At 54.3% G+C, this 17,976-nt stretch carries 16 protein-coding genes and 1 riboswitch; of the genes, 8 read left to right on the top strand and 8 right to left on the bottom strand.

From position 1 onward, the window contains the following. Positions 1-6: 6 nt before the first annotated feature. The 4 genes from thiH to AC27K1_RS07445 all read right to left on the bottom strand — a co-directional run bounded on the left by thiH (position 7) and on the right by AC27K1_RS07445 (position 3,242). Entirely contained in the window at positions 7-1,125 is a 1,119-nt protein-coding gene (gene thiH / locus AC27K1_RS07430) for a 2-iminoacetate synthase ThiH (protein WP_487149493.1), read from the bottom strand. Continuing rightward, a complete protein-coding gene (locus AC27K1_RS07435) occupies positions 1,122-1,889 on the bottom strand; it encodes a thiazole synthase (RefSeq protein WP_487149494.1) in 768 nt (255 codons plus the stop codon). The genes thiH and AC27K1_RS07435 overlap by 4 nt, the downstream gene beginning before the upstream one ends. 60 nt (positions 1,890-1,949) lie before the next feature. After that, positions 1,950-2,150 (bottom strand): sulfur carrier protein ThiS, encoded by a 201-nt coding sequence (gene thiS / locus AC27K1_RS07440; protein WP_487149496.1) that lies wholly within the window; start codon positions 2,148-2,150, stop codon positions 1,950-1,952. Positions 2,151-2,231: 81 nt separating this feature from the next. After that, a complete protein-coding gene (locus AC27K1_RS07445) occupies positions 2,232-3,242 on the bottom strand; it encodes an amidohydrolase family protein (RefSeq protein WP_487149498.1) in 1,011 nt (336 codons plus the stop codon). 208 nt (positions 3,243-3,450) lie between these two features. Between AC27K1_RS07445 and AC27K1_RS07450 the strand changes: the two genes are divergently transcribed. Then, positions 3,451-4,221 (top strand): HpcH/HpaI aldolase family protein, encoded by a 771-nt coding sequence (locus AC27K1_RS07450; protein WP_487149499.1) that lies wholly within the window; start codon positions 3,451-3,453, stop codon positions 4,219-4,221. A gap of 53 nt (positions 4,222-4,274) precedes the next feature. Further along, positions 4,275-4,428: riboswitch (molybdenum cofactor riboswitch) on the top strand. Next, positions 4,417-5,397 carry a GTP 3',8-cyclase MoaA gene (moaA, locus tag AC27K1_RS07455; RefSeq protein ID WP_487149500.1) on the top strand — a complete coding sequence of 327 codons (981 nt, stop codon included), beginning with the start codon at positions 4,417-4,419 and terminating at the stop codon, positions 5,395-5,397. Its footprint overlaps the riboswitch before it by 12 nt. A 192-nt stretch (positions 5,398-5,589) precedes the next feature. Here moaA and AC27K1_RS07460 read toward each other — a convergent pair whose 3' ends face one another. Together AC27K1_RS07460 and AC27K1_RS07465 are read right to left on the bottom strand one after the other, a co-directional pair. Then, the gene (locus AC27K1_RS07460) at positions 5,590-6,213 is read right to left on the bottom strand and encodes a hypothetical protein (protein ID WP_487149502.1); all 624 of its coding nucleotides are present in this window, start codon (positions 6,211-6,213) and stop codon (positions 5,590-5,592) included. A gap of 315 nt (positions 6,214-6,528) precedes the next feature. Then, positions 6,529-7,026 carry a lactoylglutathione lyase family protein gene (locus AC27K1_RS07465; RefSeq protein ID WP_487149503.1) on the bottom strand — a complete coding sequence of 166 codons (498 nt, stop codon included), beginning with the start codon at positions 7,024-7,026 and terminating at the stop codon, positions 6,529-6,531. Between the two features lie 101 nt (positions 7,027-7,127). On the opposite strand from AC27K1_RS07465, the gene AC27K1_RS07470 reads away from it, so the two are divergent. From AC27K1_RS07470 to AC27K1_RS07490, 5 genes are all read left to right on the top strand, one after another. Next, positions 7,128-8,012 (top strand): LysR family transcriptional regulator, encoded by an 885-nt coding sequence (locus AC27K1_RS07470; RefSeq protein ID WP_487149505.1) that lies wholly within the window; start codon positions 7,128-7,130, stop codon positions 8,010-8,012. Positions 8,013-8,485: 473 nt separating this feature from the next. Continuing rightward, positions 8,486-10,501, top strand: coding sequence for an SDR family oxidoreductase (locus AC27K1_RS07475; protein ID WP_487149506.1), 2,016 nt, complete (start codon positions 8,486-8,488; stop codon positions 10,499-10,501). A 75-nt stretch (positions 10,502-10,576) separates the two neighbouring features. Continuing rightward, on the top strand, positions 10,577-10,951 hold the full coding sequence (locus AC27K1_RS07480; RefSeq protein ID WP_487149508.1) for a phasin family protein: 375 nt from the start codon (positions 10,577-10,579) through the stop codon (positions 10,949-10,951). 69 nt (positions 10,952-11,020) lie between these two features. Next, positions 11,021-12,481 (top strand): WS/DGAT/MGAT family O-acyltransferase, encoded by a 1,461-nt coding sequence (locus tag AC27K1_RS07485; RefSeq protein WP_487149510.1) that lies wholly within the window; start codon positions 11,021-11,023, stop codon positions 12,479-12,481. Between the two features lie 168 nt (positions 12,482-12,649). Then, positions 12,650-14,362: an AMP-binding protein gene (locus tag AC27K1_RS07490; protein ID WP_487149511.1), complete on the top strand. Its 1,713-nt coding sequence runs from the start codon at positions 12,650-12,652 to the stop codon at positions 14,360-14,362. A gap of 57 nt (positions 14,363-14,419) precedes the next feature. Here the strand turns inward: AC27K1_RS07490 and AC27K1_RS07495 are convergent, their stop codons facing one another. Together AC27K1_RS07495 and AC27K1_RS07500 are read right to left on the bottom strand one after the other, a co-directional pair. Then, on the bottom strand, positions 14,420-15,160 hold the full coding sequence (locus AC27K1_RS07495; RefSeq protein WP_487149513.1) for a glutathione S-transferase N-terminal domain-containing protein: 741 nt from the start codon (positions 15,158-15,160) through the stop codon (positions 14,420-14,422). A 117-nt stretch (positions 15,161-15,277) separates the two neighbouring features. Then, positions 15,278-15,898, bottom strand: coding sequence for a trimeric intracellular cation channel family protein (locus AC27K1_RS07500; protein ID WP_487149514.1), 621 nt, complete (start codon positions 15,896-15,898; stop codon positions 15,278-15,280). 703 nt (positions 15,899-16,601) lie between these two features. Here AC27K1_RS07500 and AC27K1_RS07505 point away from each other — a divergent pair. Then, positions 16,602-17,885: an amino acid permease gene (locus tag AC27K1_RS07505; RefSeq protein ID WP_487149516.1), complete on the top strand. Its 1,284-nt coding sequence runs from the start codon at positions 16,602-16,604 to the stop codon at positions 17,883-17,885. Positions 17,886-17,976: the final 91 nt, after the last annotated feature.

Raw genomic sequence — 17,976 nt, forward strand, 5'->3', positions numbered from 1 at the left:
TAATAATTACAGTTGAGTTGCTCTTAATTCATGATCCTTCCAGACAACCTCCAGGTTATTTTCCTTGATCATGGCAGCGACTTCGTCAGCCGAGCGATTGTCATCAATCGCAAACTGCTCCAGGGCGTCCTGCTCCGGATCCGCATAGCCACCAGGTTGCGTGGAAGATGCTGCACTCATGGTCGTGATACCGAGATTCACTACATGGTTTCTGAATACCGGCGATTCACGGGTTGAGAGTGAGAGTTCTACCTCGGGTGCGAACAGACGCCAGGCGCAGATCAATTGCACCAGTTGCCGGTCATTCATCAGGGAGCGGGGTTGTTGCTCACCTTCACAGGGGCGCAGGCGGGGGAAGGAGATGGAGTACCGGGTCTGCCAGTAGCGCCGCTGCAGGTAGTCCAGGTGCGCAGCTGTAAAAAAGACATCCGTACGCCAGTTTTCCAGCCCGATCAATGAGCCAATGCCAATCTTTTTAACGCCTGCGCGCCCCAGTCGGTCTGCTGTCTCCAGTCGGTAGAAGAAGTCCTGCTTGTTGCCGCGGAGATGGTATTGGGCGTAAGCGCTTTGATGGTAAGTCTCCTGATAGATCATGACGGCATCCATGCCCAGGCCAATCAGCTCTTCATACTCATGCTGGTCCAGCGGCTGCACCTCCATGCTGAGATGGGCGAAATAATCCTTCAGCAGGGGGAGGGCTTCGCGGAAGTAGGGCATGCCAACTGAGCCCGGTGCCTCGCCGGTCAGCAGCAGGACATGTTCGAAGCCCATCTTACGGATCGCCCGGGCTTCACGGTGCAGTTGATCCTGCGACAGCGTGACCCGCCGGATATGATTATCCAGGCTGAAGCCGCAATAGGTGCAGATATTGTGGCATTTGTTGGACAGGTAGAGCGGAATATACAGCTGTACTGTCTTGCCAAAGCGCTGGCGGGTCAACCGGTAGCTTTCCTGGGCCATTTCTTCCAGAAACGGTTCCGCGGCCGGTGAAATCAGCGCCATGAAGTCCTGCAGGTTGCGTTTTCTGGCCTGCAGCGCCCGCTGAACATCCATCGATGTTTTTTGGTATATCTGCAGCTTCAGGTCTTCCCAGTCCAGCTGCCGGAAAACGTCGCTAAAGCTCATAGGTCCAGGAATCCTGTCAGGGGGCTGGTGGCCGCGGCTTCCAGGCGACGACCGCCCAGCCCGCTTTCGTAGGCCTGACGTCCGGCTTCAACGGCCTTGCGGAAGGCATCAGCCATGCTGGTCGGGTCGCCGGCGACGGCGATGGCGCTGTTGACCAGTACGGCATCGGCGCCCATTTCCATGGCCAGCGCTGCATCGGAAGGGCTGCCGATACCGGCATCCACAATCACCGGCACACTGCTTTGTTCAATGATGATCTCGAGGAAATCCCGGGTGCGAATGCCCAGGTTGCTGCCAATGGGAGCAGCCAATGGCATGACAGTGGCGCAGCCGACATCTTCCAGCCGCTTGCAGATGACCGGATCGGCATGGACGTAAGGAAAGACAATAAAGCCCAGTTTAACCAGTGCTTCCGCGGCTTTCAGGGTTTCCACCGGGTCCGGCATCAGGTAGCGGGGGTCTGGATGGATTTCCAGTTTGAGCAGTGGCGTCTGCAGGGCTTCGCGGGCCAGTTTTGCCGCAAAGACCGCTTCTTCTGCGGTACGGGCGCCGGAGGTGTTAGGCAGCAGCCGGACATTGCAGGCCTGCTTCAAAGGTTCCAGGATGTCATCATCCTGCTGGTCCAGATCAACCCGTTTCATGGCCATGGTGACCAGCTCGGTGCCGGAGGCTTTGACAGCATCGACCATGGTCGTTCGATCGTTGAATTTGCCTGTGCCCAGTAACAGGCGGGAGGTAAAGGTTTGATCCGCAATGGTCAGCATGGATGGTCTACTTGATGTTATAGGAAAGGTGGAAGCGTTGGGTGTATTGGCGAAGCGTCGTCAGCCGCCGGCCGTTGCCTTGATGACGATGACCCGGTCTCCGTCGCACAGGGTCTGACCGTCCCACAGGCTGCGGCTGACAATGTCTTCGTTAACTGCCACTGCAATACCATTGTCTGCTATCGCGAGATCGGTAAGCAGCTGGCTCAGGCTGAGCGTGTCTTCGCTGTGATAGGGCTGGTTATTGACCGTAATCTTCATCGTTGTTCCGGCGGGGTAAATAACCACGCATTGTATGGTCTGCACCGGGAGAATTAAACCGATGCTCTGCAGGGGTTTTGTTTATCGGTTGCGAGGCAGCAGGTCAAGGAAGTTCTCCCTGGCGACGTTGCGTGCGACGGGTTCCGGCAGGGCATCCAGGAATGGCTGGAAATCGTCCATGGTCTTGGGCAGGCTGTCAAAGCGGCCGACCAGGTCGGAGCCCAGCATGAAACGGTCAGGATAACGTTTTACTATCTTGACCCAGGTCGGGTCTGGTACCCCCTCTTTCTTATAGATCACTTCTTCAGCCGTCCAGGAAAGCAGGATGTAGAGATTGTCATGATCTTTTAGCAGCTGCTTGACCAGTGGCGCAAGGAAGTCCATGTCATTTCGACGCATGGTGGTTGCACTGGTGCCGGCATGGGCCCAGATAAAGGTTGTGTTGGGGTTCTGGGTCAGTGCTTCCTTGAGTTCTTTCAGGTAAAGCGGACGATCCTCCCGGGCCGACGTGATGTTGGCGTGCAATAAGACTGGCAGATGATGCCTGGCGGCCAGCCGGTATACACGGTGCATGGCCTGATGGTTGGCTCGGGGTTTCTCGCCTTCGGTCAGGGCTGTCAGGTCATCGTGACGAGTAAGGACTTCACCGATTCCCTGCCAGAAGCCGGGGCGCCATTGCAACATACGTTCAATATGATCCACCGCATTCAAATCGGTCGGATTGAAGCCGCTCAGGAAAGGGTGAAATCGCGTCTGCTGCTCTTTGGGTAATCCTTCAATGGCGCGTGCCACCAGTTCATCGGTGGCGGCATACCAGTACACCGGACCATCATCCCCCTGGTAATAGCGTGGTCGCTCCGGCGCCGTCTCTTTCCATTTCTTGGTGACCGCCATGCCGGTCAGCATGGTATCGGTGACATCGGCCTGATCCATGGCATGCAACAGCTTGTCCATGCCGTCACTTTCCTGCATGAAATTGACGTAGTGCATTTCGGCATCGGCAAGCGGGTAGGGGGAGTCTTCTTCGGCCAGGCTGGCCGCCGGAATACTGAGCAATAATGCGATAAGGGTAGCGGTGACCGGTGTATTCATTGGCACGGTTCCGTGGGCGAATTCAGCAGAGCATAGCGGTAATGGGTCAGGTCTGAAGGGCAAGACCGGAAAAATTATCCGCCAGTCGCTAGGGTTCACGTTATTTGAATGTCGGCAATCACTGCTGAATTCTATGTTTTGCCGATAACACGATCAATGAGCTGGCTAAAAGTTGCGTGTCTGCGGCGGGACAAGGGAGCAGGGTATTATGAAATCCATCAGAATCCGGGAACATTGGGCTAATGGACAGTCGGTGATGAACAGCTGGCTGACGTTACCATCAGCCTTGACTGCAGAGATGGTCGCGCAGCAGGGCTTTGATTCACTGACCATTGATATGCAGCACGGTGCTATCGGCTACGAAACCGCGCTGTCGATGCTGCAGGCGATTGCGACGACCGAGGCGACTCCCCTGGTGCGTATTCCCTGGCTGGCGCCCGACAAGATCATGCAAATGCTGGATGCCGGCGCCTGGGGGATTATCTGCCCGATGATCAATACGCCGGAAGAGGTCGAGGCGCTGGTGCGTTACTGCTTCTATCCTCCCGTCGGTGAGCGGAGCTTTGGGCCGCTGCGGGCGGAAACCTGCTATGGACCCGATTATCCAGGGCAAGCTAATGACACCATTCTTCCGATTGCGATGATTGAGACCCGCGAAGCACTGGCAAATCTTGATCGTATTCTTCAGGTGCCGGGTTTGGGGGGCATTTATATCGGTCCCTATGATCTTTCTTACGCGCTGGGCTGTCAGCCTGCACCGGACTGCTATGAGCAGCCGGTGTTGGATGCCATCGATCATATTCTGACTCGTGCTCAGCACTATGGCATACCCGCTGGTATGCACTGCCTTTCCGCTGATTATGCTGTGACTATGACTCGGAAGGGATTCCGGTTGGTCACCGTTGGCAGCGACAGCGGCTGGTTACAGCAGGGTGCCAATGCGGCACATACTAAATTGCGTCAGGCCGGTCTGGTCTGACGTCATTTCACGATAGCTTCTTTTGTCCAAGTCGCGTTATCATCCGTCCGAGACATAACAATGAGCGCCGAGCTGTTCTGCCTAAATGCCTGAAACAGGTACAGGGTTTTGCAGCCGTGGCTGTCAGCTGTTGTTGACCTGCCGCCAGGGCCACAGAAGAAATTCTCTGGCCTCCCGATCTTGGAAAGGTGTTCCATGACCGTATTGCAAGACCGCCAGGGACGGACGTTTCCCTATTTGCGCCTGTCTGTCACCGACCTGTGCAATTTCCGCTGTAATTACTGTCTGCCCGATGGCTGCCAGGATCATCACCACGGTGACGCATTGACGTTACCGGAAATCCGTCGTCTGGTGACGGCGTTTGCCCGCCTGGGAACCGAGAAAATCCGCCTGACCGGTGGGGAACCGTCGTTGCGGCGTGATTTCACTGACATTATTCGTACGATCAAGTCGGTACCCGGTATCCGGAAAGTGGCGGTGACCACGAATGGCTACAAATTGCCTCAGCGCATTGAGGGTTGGCTGGATGCGGGGCTGGATGCTCTGAACCTCAGTGTCGACAGTCTGGATCCCCGAACCTTCAAGGCCATTACCGGCCATGACCGGTTGCAGGAAATTCTTGCCGGCATGCAAAAGGCTTTTGATCGTGGTTTGCCGGGTGTGAAAGTCAATGCGGTATTGATGCGTGGACTGAATGACGGTGATCTGGATCGCTACCTGGACTGGATCAAGGTGCAGCCGGTAAGTGTACGTTTTATCGAGTTAATGGAAACCGGCGACCACCGTGAATTCTTCCAGCAGCACCATGTGTCAGGATCGGTGATTCGTGAACAGCTGGTGGCGCGGGGCTGGACGGAAGTCACCCGTCTTGCCGATGCTGGTCCCGCCCGGGAATTCTGTCATCCGGATTACCAGGGGCGAATCGGTCTGATCATGCCCTATTCACCGGACTTTTGTCGTCAATGTAACCGGTTGCGTGTCAGTGCCACGGGACAGTTGCAGCTGTGTCTTTTTGCGGATGGCGGTTATGATTTGCGCCCGTTGCTTCAGTCTGATGATGACATGGAAGCGCTGATTGCGGATATTCGCCGACAGTTGAACTTCAAGCAGGATGGGCACTTTCTGGAGCATGGGTACACGGGTACCACGCGCCAGTTAGCGCAGATTGGCGGTTGATTGTTATACCAATCGTACCTTCTAATTCCGTCAAAGAGCCCGGCTTCCCGGCAACACTGAGCGAATCCCCAGGTTTTGAAAGAAGGGTTGGTCTCAGGTTGGTCGCCAGGTAGCGAGATGTGGCTGTGAGTCAGCCGGTTGTCACTGTTCGTGCTATTCGTCATTTTGTGGCTATTTCATGTCGCAGCGTTTTCAGTTGGATGAATAAACAATGTCGACGGGTATGAGTGTGCCGGTTGGAACAGCAATTATCCACGCATCCGGTGCTGATGCCTGCAGGTCTTGATAGATGGCTGCGCCCCGGATCAGGCATTCAATCAGCCTGCATTTGACCACGGCAAAACTGCTGTTCTTGCATTGGCCATAAGCAATCGCACCGTCTATGTAGGGTGATTCGTTAGTGTCAACGGGAACAATAAACGCATTAATAAATTCCTTCTCGTCCATGGCGCTTGTTCTCGTTATGGATGGCACATAACCTGTCAATCCCTGCCGGGGGGTATCCCATGAGCTTATTTTGACATCCGGCTTCGGGCTTGCAGTAAGATAAGCATCCTTACCGTTATATTCGACCAGATGATCCATTAGACACCCCCTGATCACGCTGGATGACGGCACCAGGTTATTGAGGTTCATGCTCGCAGCGGTGTATTTGTTCGTTAAATGAACCCATGGGATGTAGCCGTCGGACATCTCGCCTTCACGTTTGTATTGGGAAAACAATTCCGCTTGCAGGCTCTCTGTCAGCGACTCAAGATCATAAATTCCGGCGCCTCTGTCTTTTCGCGTTAGCAGAAATTTTGCAAAATCAGCCACGCCTCTTCGCTTTGATTCTTTGTCGTACATTGTGTTTGGTACCATTCGCATACGAGGAAAGCTGTAGCCGCTCGCTTCGTGCTAGAAGACCAGTATTATTTCAGGATTCCACTTCCCGATAGCACGATGCAAACAAAGCATTACGGTATTTTAGGAGGGTGTTTCGAAAAGAGCATTATTAAAAGAATAGCTTTAGAGAAGGTGTCATATTTCACTATGAAATAAATAGGGCAAGAGGGCAGGCCTACTGCATAACGCGAAAGAATAGCGCTGGCTGCCAGCCCGTAATAATTAACGCTGGCAGCCAGTCGGTGCTTAGTAAGCGCCGGCGCTATAAGTCAGTTCATAGCTGTGGCTGTAGATTTCCAGAATGTTGCCAAACGGGTCTTCCATGTAAACCATGCGGTAAGGCTTCTCGCCCGGGTAGTATTCCCGTACCGGCATCCGCTGCTTGCCGCCAGCCTCAACAATACGTGCAGCCAGCCCTTCTACATCAGGATCCTGAACACAGAAGTGGAACACGCCGCTCTTCCAGTATTCAAAGTTGTTTTCGCGCTGTTCTGCATTCTTGAATTCAAACAGTTCCACGCCAATCCGGTCACCGGTTGACAGGTGGGCGATACGAAAGCGCTCCCAGCCCGCACCAAAGACGTCGGTGCACATCAGGCCAATGGCAGAATCATCCTCAGTGATTTCTGTCGGCTTCATGATCAGGTACCAACCCAGCACCTGGGTATAGAATTCTACGGCCTTGTCCAGGTCTGTGACTGAAATACCGATATGGGAAAACGTGCGTGGGTAGGGTGTGCTCATCTGCAGTTTCTCAGTGGATTGTTAACGAGACAGGCTGATTGTAAAAATGGCTTTCTCCATAGTTAAATTATCATTCCGACTATTTTTGATAATAAGTTGTTATGGTTAATCTTCTCTGGTTGAAAACTTTCTGCACCCTGGTGGATACCGGGCACTTCACCCGGACGGCTGAAAAACTTGCCATGACGCAACCGGGGGTCAGTCAGCATATTCGCAAGCTGGAACAGCATTACGGACGCCCGTTGTTGAACCGACGCGGCAGACAGTTTGATCTTACCGATGCAGGGTTGCAGGTTTATCGGCAGGGGCGGCAGGCGCTGGCGATGCTGGGAGAGCTGGATCGAGGTGTTCGCACAGACTCCCCCTGGGAGGGTGTCATCCGGATCGCTTCGCCGGGGAGCCTTGGTCTGAAGTTATACCCTGCTTTGTTGGACTATCAGCGGGCGCATCCGGGGTTATCGATGGATTATGTCTTTGCGCCCAATGACAGCGTGGAGCAGTCATTGGTTGAAAACCGGCGGGACCTGGGTTTTGTGACGCGTACCAGCACGCGATCAGAGCTCAGCTGTGTGCCGATAAGCAGCGAGCCGTTGTTGCTGGCGACGCCTGCAGGGGTGGAATCTGTCACCTGGGAAACGCTGGAAATGCTGGGGTTTGTTAATCACCCGGATGGTGCTCATCATGCATCCCTGTTGCTGGGAGCCAACTTTACCTGTTTTGAACAGATCAGCCAGTTTCCGCAGCGTGGATTCTCAAACCAGATCGGTTTGATTCTTGAACCGGTAAGCCGGGGGCTTGGATTTACCGTATTACCGGCTCATGCGGTGGCGGCGTTCCCTCGGCAGGCGAGCATTGCAGTACATCACTTATCAACGCCGGTGAGTGAAACCCTTTATTTGCTCAAACGCAGGTTTCATCCGTTGCCTCGCCGTGTGGAAACGATCATTGATCATATCGGAGGTCTTTTGGCAGACAAAGCCGATTGAGGAAAGTCAGGTATGCCTGTTTGTTCTGATTTCTAATGGCTGCTCATGTCGGCAGTGTTGAGTGACGGATTCAATGTCTGTGGGCGCTTTGCATTGTTGTTTGAGTTTATTGCATCGGCTGCATGCTCTTCACTGAGTGCTGGTTATTGATTGTAATTATTTGATGTGGTGGAAATGATTGATGAAAACGAATTTCACTGCTGCAAATCACTATATTGTTTGATTTTTGAGATTTCTAATTCCTGCCGGAATGTTGAATTATCAGAAAGTTACCTGTTCTTTACGTGTCTTTACGGTTCGTCGTCATACGTAAAAGGCTGTGGTCTGTACAATATTCGCAAATAGCGCACCCGGTATACCCCTCTGGATAACTCAGGATGAATGACTGTTTGTTTTCGGGAATTCCTGTTTATTGCTGTCATGGCACGGTAGCGCATAACAACCATTAAACAACCAGAATCAGCAGACCATTAATGACTTCTGAAAAAGTGACTCCCCTCGAAACCCATTATTTTGTTACGGGCGCCAGCGGATTTCTTGGCACCCATCTGCTGGAACGCCTGCTGGCGCGCCGGGGCCAGGTACATATCCTGGTGCGTGACCGTAATGAACCTGCCACGCTGAAGCTGCTCGAACGTTATCGCAGTGAGCAGTCGCGTATTCATTGCTATGAAGGGGATCTTACCCGTCCCATGCTGGGGCTTGATGAAGAGACCCAGGCGGCATTGCGCTCCCTGAATATCGAGTTCTTCCACCTGGCGGCAATATACGACATTGCAGCCTCACTGGAATTACAGCGTGCAGTCAACGTTGATGGCACCCGTCATGCATTGGACTGTGCCGCTGCGATCGGCGCCCGCTGTTTCCACCTGACCAGCTCTATTGCGGTCGCGGGTCTGTACAAAGGCGTGTTTGATGAAACGATGCTGGATGAAGCGGGACCGCTGAATAATGCGTACCTGCAGACCAAGCACGATTCCGAGCAGCTGGTGCGTCGTGAAACCCGTCTGCCATGGCGTATTTACCGTCCGGGTATGGTGGTAGGTCATTCCGTGACCGGCGAGATTCCCAAAGTTGACGGTCCTTACTATCTGTTTAATGCCATCCGTAAACTCCGCGATTCTGTACCGGAGTGGATGCCGTTGGTGGGACTGGAAGGCGGACAGCTCAATCTGGTGCCTGTCGATTATATCGCTGACGCCATGGACCATATCGCACACCAGCCTGATTTCGACAACCGCTGTTTCCATCTGACCGACCCGAACCCGCGTCGTCTGGGTGAATTGCTGAACCTGTTTGCCGAAACTGCCCGTGCGCCCAAAATGAGCATGCGTATTGATGCGGCGAACTTCAATCCGCTGGTGACCATGTTTGCCAAGAGCATCACCGGTATGCCCAGCGTGCAGCGCTTCACGGACATGCTGCTTAAGGACCTGGGTATTCCCCGTGAAACCCTCGCATTCCTGGAGTACCCCACCCGCTTTGACCGCTCCAATACCGACCTGGCGCTGGAAGGCAGCGGTATTCGCCTGAAATCCCCGGAAGAATATGCCCGTGTGTTATGGGCTTACTGGGAGCAGCATCTGGATGAAGAGCGGATTGAGCCGGAAAACCTGAATCACCAGGTAGAAGGCAAGGTCATCATGATCACGGGCGCTTCATCCGGCATTGGTCGTACGACAGCGCTGCGTCTGGCTGAAACCCGGGCCCGCCTGGTGCTGGTGGCTCGCGATCAGCAGGAACTCGAAAAGGTTGCGGCAGAAATCCATGAACTGGGTGGTATCGCCTATGCCTGCAGTGCCGACCTGACGTCTGATGATGATGTTGAGCGGTTGGCGGAACTGGTTATCCGTGAACATGGTGGTGTGGATATCCTGGTAAACAATGCCGGACGCTCCATTCGTCGTGGTGTTGAGCACAGTTATGATCGTCTGCACGATTTCCAGCGCACCATGGATATTAACTACTTTGGTGCATTGCGCCTGATGCTTGCCTTCCTGCCGGGCATGGTGGAGCGTGGCGGCGGCCAGGTCATCAATATTTCATCCATTGCGGTGCTGGCCGGTAATGCCCGCTTTTCCGCCTATACCGCTTCTAAATCAGCGCTGGATGCCTTCACCCGTTCCGCGGCCAGTGAATATGCGGATAAAGGCGTGAAGTTCACCACGATTAATATGCCGCTGGTGAAAACGCCCATGATCGCGCCGACCAAGCTGTACGACCATGTACCGACGCTTTCACCTGAGCAGGCGGCTGAACTGATTATCAAGGCAGTTATCCAGAAGCCTGCGCGCATTGCGACCCGGCTGGGCACATTCTCTGCATTGCTGAATGATCTGTTGCCCGGCGTCAGTCGTCTATTAATGAATACTGGCTACCATATGTTCCCGGAAAGTGCCGCCTCGCAGGGCAAGGCTGACGGGGTTGAACAGAAGCCGTCGCCGGAGCAGAAACTCATGGTCAACCTGCTCAAGGGCGTTAACTGGTAATTCCCCGGCTGCCCGTTACCGGGCAGTTGGAAAATAAGGTCGTCGTTTGCGACGAATCAACAAGGTGACGTTGTCATGAAAATGTACGAAAAACTGTGGCTGGCTGGTCTGGGTGCCTACGGCCGTTACGAAAAAATGGGTCAGGAAGGCAAGAAGCTGTTCGAAGACCTGGTTGTAGAAGGTGATGACCTGCGTGATCGTTACTCTGACAAGATTGACGAAACCCGCGGCAAGCTGATGGGCAGAATGACCGATACCCTGGGTAAGGTTCGTTCTTCCCTGCTGCCTGAGTCAGAGCAGACTGAAGAAGAGAAAGAAGAGCTGTCCAAGCAGATCGAAGAGCTGACCCTGGCGGTCAAGGCGCTGACCGAAGTGGAAGCGTCTGCCAAGGAAGCGTCTGCCAAGGAAGCGGCCAAGACTGCACCGAAGACCGCTGCCAAGGCCGGTTAAGGTGTTCGGCGGGGCGCCCTGGCGCCTCGCTGGTTTAATGAAACCCGGTTTTAACCGAACCGGATGAACGTGAAGCAAGATACTCCTATGGTCGCGACCGGACACTTATCCGCACTGGACACGCTGTTTCTGAACCTGGAAACCGATACCACCCCGATGCACGTGGGGTGTCTGGCGATATACGACCCATCGACCTCCGCCGAGGGGCGATTTGATTTCAAGGCATTCGCGCATAATTTCGAACGACGAATGACGCAGGTGCCCGTGTTACGGCAGCGCCATGTCAGCGCACCGTTTGGCCTGGATTTCCCCCGCTGGATCAGTGATCCCAATTTCGACCTGAGTTTTCACCTTCAACATATCGCCCTGCCTAAACCCGGTAACTGGAAGCAGTTGCGGGAACTGGCGGCCCGTCTGCATGCCACACCGCTGGACCTGAGTCGTCCACCCTGGGAAGTGTATGTGGTGGAAGGTGTCAATGCGGTTGAGGGGTTTCCCGCTGGCTGTTATGCCGTTATTACCAAGATTCATCATGCGATGGCTGACGGTGTGCGCGGTACACAGATCATGGCCGCACTGCATGATCTGTCGCCCAAAGGCTCGTCTGTCGAAGACCGCCTGGCGCCAGTCATTGTAGATCGTCTGCCAAATCGACTGGAAATGATTGCCCGTGCCGCCGTGCGTTTACCCGGCAATTTACTGGGCAAAACACGCATGCTGAGTCGTCAGGCTTTACCGTTACTCAAGGAATTGACGGCAGCGCTGTTAACAGAAGAGGGACGTCAGCGTCGTGCGCCCCGAACCCGTTTTAATGGCAAGGTGTCGTCTCACCGTGTGTTTGATGCGGTGACGTTTAGCCTGGATGACATTCGGGCCATACGGTCACTGGTGCCCGGCAGCACCGTGAATGACGTAGTGTTGACCGTGGTATCCGGCGCTCTGCGACGTTACCTCATCCGTAAAAATGAACTGCCGCAGACCAGCCTGAATGCCATGGTGCCGGTCAATATGCGTCCGGAGCCGGTGCTGGGGGCTCGTCGGGACAGTGCCGACAGTTATGGTAACCATGTCGGTGTGATGTGTCCGCAGCTCCACAGTGATATTGAAGATCCCGTTAAACGACTGCGGGAGCTGGTTCGAACGACACATGTTGCCAAAGAACGCCTGGAGCACCAGCAGGGACTGATGGTAATGGAATCAAGCCAGCTGTTGCCGACAACCCTGACCCATTCCCTGATGCGGGCAGCGGTGCATTTCAACCTGGCTGACCATATGAAGCCAGTATTCAATACGGTCATCACCAATGTGCCCGGCCCCCAGTTTCCGCTCTACCTGGCTGGCGCAAAAATGCGGGCGTTTTATGGTGCTGGCGCCTGTTATGACACGGTGGGTCTGTTTCACATTGTATTCAGCTACAGCGGTTCGCTGGGCATCAGTTTTACCAGTTGCCGGACCATGATGCCGGATCCGGAACTGTATGCAGCCTGTCTGCGGCAGGCGTTTGACGAGTTGAAAAAACGACTCTCCTGAGAGAGAGTCATTGAAGGGGGGCTGCTTTCTCAACGTGAGGGGGAAGCTGTTCTGGATAAGAAAACCGAAGGTTTCAGCAGACTGGAATAAGGGCGTCAGGCAGGAATACCTGTTGTTGATGCCGGTATGACGGTGTGCTCATCAGAAAGCAAGAAGAGTGATACAGCAATGGATACCAGTTTCTGGGATGGCAAGCGTGCCCCGGGCGTACCTGACACCATTAACCCCGATGAGTACAACTCAATTCTGGATGTGTTTAATGAGTCCGTCCGGAATAATGCCAGTCGGCCGGCGTTTACCGGTATTGGTCATACCTTGACGTTCAAGGATATTGACCATTACAGCACCTGCTTTGCGGCCTGGCTTCAGCAGAATACGGATCTGCAGCCGGGGGATCGTATCGCGATCCAGATGCCGAATCTGCTGCAGTTTCCCATCGCCGTTTATGGCGCGTTGAAAGCGGGCCTGGTCATCGTGAATACCAACCCGCTTTACACTGCCAGGGAAATGCATCACCAGTTTAATGATTCCGGCGCCAAAGCGTTGATTTGCCTGGATGTGTTTGGTCACCTGGTGGAGCAGATTCTGGCCGAAACACCGATCAAGACGGTGATCGTGACCAGTCTGGCGGATATGCTGCCCACACCGAAGCGCCTGCTGATCAATGCCGTTGTGAAGTATGTGAAAAAGATGGTGGCGCCCTATAACCTGCCGGATGCCCTGCGTTTCCGTGATGTGCTGCAGCAGGGGGGGAAAGCGCGGTATGTGGCGCCGCCGGCGCCGAAATCCACGGATGTGGCCATTTTGCAATATACCGGTGGAACGACAGGTGTCGCCAAGGGCGCCATGCTGACCCACCGGAACATGGTGGCCAACATGCAGCAGTCCAAGGCGATGCTGCAGCAGGTGGGGTCCGATGGTCAGCCGTTCCACAAGCCGGGTGAGGAGATCATTGTCGCGCCTCTGCCGCTGTACCATATTTACTCATTCACTGTGCACCTGATGGCCATGGTGGAAATGGGCAACCACAGTATCCTCATTGCCAACCCCCGCGATACCGCCACGTTTATCAAGATGATCCAGCCCTGGCGTTTTACCGCCTTTATCGGGCTGAATACGCTGTTTGTCAGCCTGATGAACCATGAAAAATTCAAGGCCTGTGATTTCAGCGGCCTGAAGGTGACGCTGTCTGGCGGTACGGCGCTGCCGGCGGATACCGCTGACCGCTGGAAAGCGATGACCGGCAGCGCGGTGTCGGAAGCCTACGGGCTGACCGAGTGTTCCCCGGCAGTGTGCATGAATCCGGCCGGCGACCTGGTGCAGCAGGGCACCGTCGGCCTGCCCATGCCCAATACGCAGCTTAAGGCCATCGATGAAGAAGGCAATGAAATGCCGATCGGTGAGCGAGGGGAATTGTGTGTCAAAGGTCCGCAGGTTATGAAAGGCTACTGGCGTCGGGCTGAGGCAACCGCAGAAATTCTGGATGATGACGGTTGGTTGCGAACCGGTGACGTTGCCGTGATCCAGAATGACGGTTTTGTACGGATTGTTGATCGCCTGAAGGATATGGTGCTGGTATCCGGCTTCAATGTGTATCCCAACGAGATTGAGGATGTGGTCGCTCGTCATGAGATGGTGGAGTGTTGTGCGGTGATTGGCGTACCTCACAGCAAAACCGGCGAAGCGGTCAAGCTGTTCGTTGTGGCTCGTGACAAGTCCCTGACTGCGGAGATGCTGAACACGTACTGCCGTGAACAGCTCACCGCCTATAAAGTGCCGCGACTGATTGAGTTCCGCGATGAGCTACCAATGACCCCCGTGGGTAAAATCCTGCGGAAAGATTTACGGGCCGAAGAGCTGGCGAAACTTCAGGTTGCCTGATTAAGGTTGCTGGATAAAAACCACCGATACCTTCAGGGGTATCGGTGGTTTTTTGCTTTACAGGCTATAGGTTTTATCCAGGTAGCGGATAATTTTCTGCGACTCGAACAGCTCTGTATCGGTGTTTGGGTCGACAAGATAAGGCACCTGAACATTGCCGTGTTCATCAAAAAACTGGCTGCGTTTGGTGTCAGGTAAAGGCTTGTAGGCGCCCAGGGTGAAGTGACATTTGGCGGGGCCAAGGTCTGCGATCTGCTGTTTACCCAGGTTGATCAGGTGGTAGGGAATCTCCAGTTCACACAGACGTTCTCGCACAGGGCGGGAATAGGGGCTCGATTCAAAGCTGTATAGTGTTAATGGCTGTTCCGGTGCCCGGGAAGGGCGGCAGCGTGTGCCTGCGCGTAATCGCAACGTGGAGGCGAGGGTGGAACTGATATGGTTCAGTGGCGTTGCTCTTACCGGCAGGGGCGGCTTTTCATCCAGGTATTCGGCGTAAAGATACTCAATGATCTGCTCGGGCCCCGTGAGTGTTGTTTCTGTATTTAAGTCAATCAACAGTGGTAACTGGTTGTCCTTCAGCGCCTGCGTAAAGCGATTGCCGCCTTTGGGGCAGGGCATAATCAGCACATCGAGGTTTAAAGCCGTCAGCGCTTCACGGACCAGTCGACAGTCGGGGGAACCTTCCCGGTCGTACAGGGCAATGGTCTGTTCCGGTTGGTGGGTGGTTCGGCTGGCAGCGGTGCCCTGCCAGAAACGGACGCTGGACGCCAGGGTCGAGGAAACGAGATCAAACAGCATGGTGCACTCCTGCCAGGTCATTTTTGCGTATGGTGACAGGAGTTCTTGCCAATGAAAACGGCAGTGAAGAAAGGATTTGCTACGCCATGCAAAGGCATGGCGTTATCTGCGAGGGTTTCAGTGTTCCGGTGAGTTGTATTTGAACTGGGGCATGTCCAATTTGAAGCCAATGGCTGCAATGCGAACCAGGACACCCACCACCAGGGTGATAATCACGGCATAGTCCATCGGTACATGCAGGGCTGATGTCAGTGCGTGGTACAGCAGGGCTACCATCAGGGCAATGCTGCCGTAGATCTCTTTTCGGAATACCAGCGGCACATCATTACAGAGAATGTCCCGCAGTACGCCACCAAATACGCCGGTCACAACTGCCATGATGGAGGCAATGATAATACCGTGACCCAGGTCCAGGGTTTTCTGGGTGGCGATAATGGCAAAAGTGACTAGGCCGACAGCATCCAGCATCAGGAACAGTTTACGCAGGTAGCGAAACACTGGCGCAATGGCAATGGTTACCACCGCAGCGACGCTGGTGATGACCATGTATTCAGGATGGGCCACCCAGGTCAACGGATAACTGCCCAGCAGGACATCGCGCACTGAACCACCGCCCAGTGCCGTGACGCAGGCAATGATGACGACGCCAAAGGTATCCATCTGCTTACGCCCGGCAGACAGCGCACCCGTCATGGCTTCGGCGGTAATGCCAATAATATAAAGCGTCAGCAACAGCACGTGCGGTCTCCTGCCATTGTCGTTTCAATAAAGTTGGAATGAATCAGATGTCGGATACCGGCGCTTCTAATGACAATGCCCGGGCTGGTTTCGTTCAGCTTCTGTTCACATATGTTGTGGCAGCATTGTTTCGGTGGTGTCCAGTTAGTACTCGGGGTGGCTGAAATGCCTGACGTACCTGAGTCGTTGGCGATTGTAGGGAGATGCCAGGCAAAACCCCATACGCATTTTTGCGGTGCTGCGCTATGGTTTAAGCGGATTGGGTGGTTTTTAATCAACAGAAGTTGAGTGTGTGCGGGTTGAGTTGACAAGTTCAACTTGAGTTTAATTTTTGCGTTGACATTTGTAGCTTGCAGGATAAACTAGCCCGCGTTCACAAACCTTTACGGTTTCTCTCTCCTGATCGCAGTGCAAGGGGCTGCACTGCGATCAAATTTTCTCTCTTCAGAACTTTTCTTCGTTTCTTTATAACCTTTGCTTCGGTATGTACGACTGTTCATGTCTGTACTGAAAATGCAACGCGCGCGACGCTAACCCTAAATTCCGGCAAAAAAAAGAGGTCCAAATCAATACTTTGGGTGAACGAAATCCGTACAGTCTGCGGCCTGAATTTTGCCTCCGGAAATGCCGCCAGCCCCTCTATGCGCGTTCCGGTTTCCCCTCGAAAAGTTACAGGCATTAATTGCCTGCGGAGAGAGATTGCATGGCCCAACAGGATGTCGTTCAAGGTTACGCCGCTTCCGGCGCCGAAAGCGCGAAAAGCTGGACCAAACGTGATACAGAATGGACGCTGGCCCTATTCGGCACCGCTATCGGCGCCGGTGTACTGTTTCTGCCTATCAACGCCGGTCTCGGTGGCATCTGGCCCCTGATCGCCATGACCCTGCTGATTGGCCCCATGACTTTCCTGGCTCACCGTGGCCTGACCCGTTTCGTACTGTCCGGCAGCAAGCGTGACGGCGACATCACTGACGTGGTTGAAGAGCACTTCGGTTCCAAAGCCGGTTCTATCATCACCTTCGGTTACTTCATGGCGATCTTCCCGATCCTCATGATCTACGGTATCGGTATCACCAACACTGTCAGCAGCCTGATTGAACACCAGCTGCATATGCCGGTTCCGCCACGCTGGTTGTTGAGCCTGGTGCTGGTCGGTGGTCTGGTAGCGGTCATGAACTGTGGTCAGAACCTGATCCTGAAAGTGACCAATGCGATCGTGTATCCGCTGATTGCGATCCTGTTCGGTGTGTCCCTGTACCTGATTCCCGAGTGGAACACTGCCCAGTTTGACGCGCCTGTCACTGTTGACAGCTTCTTCAAGACCATCTTCCTGACTATTCCGGTACTGGTCTTTGCGTTTAACCACTCTCCGGCCATCTCTTCCTTTGCACAGACTTACCGCAAGGAACTGGGTGATGCCGCTGAAGCTCAGGCCAGCAAGACCCTGAAGCGCACCGCGATGATCCTGGTTGGCTTCACCATGCTGTTCGTCTACAGCTGCGTACTGACCCTGTCTCCCGCAGAGCTGCAGGCGGCCAAGGCGTCCAACCTGCCGATCCTGTCCGTTTTCGCACAGCAGGGTAACGCAGGCCTGTTCGGCTGGCTGGCTCAGATTGTTGCGATTGTTGCGATCACTTCTTCCTTCTTCGGTCACTACATGGGTACCCGTGAAGGTCTGAACGGTCTGCTGATCAAGCGCATCAAGGGCAACAACCCGAATGCCACTGTTGATGTCAAGAAGCTGGACCGTTACACCATGGCGTTCATCACGCTGTCCGTGTGGGCCATCGCTTACTTCAACGTCAGCGTCATGGGTATGATCGAAGCCATGGTAGCGCCGATTATTGCTGCTATCCTGTTCATCATGCCGGTTTACGCGGCCAAGAAGATCCCGGCCATGCGCAAGTATGACTCTGCCTGGAACATCTTCACCGCGGTTATGGGTACCATCGCGATCACTGGTTTCATCGCGTCCCAGCTGCTGTAATCACTCACCGCTACCCCGGCTCTCCGGGGTAGCGAAACCGGCAGGAATATTGTGGTCAGCCACAGTGTTCCCTGCTGGTTAAAACCGTCAG

Source organism: Kistimonas ophiarachnellae, assembly GCF_057552235.1.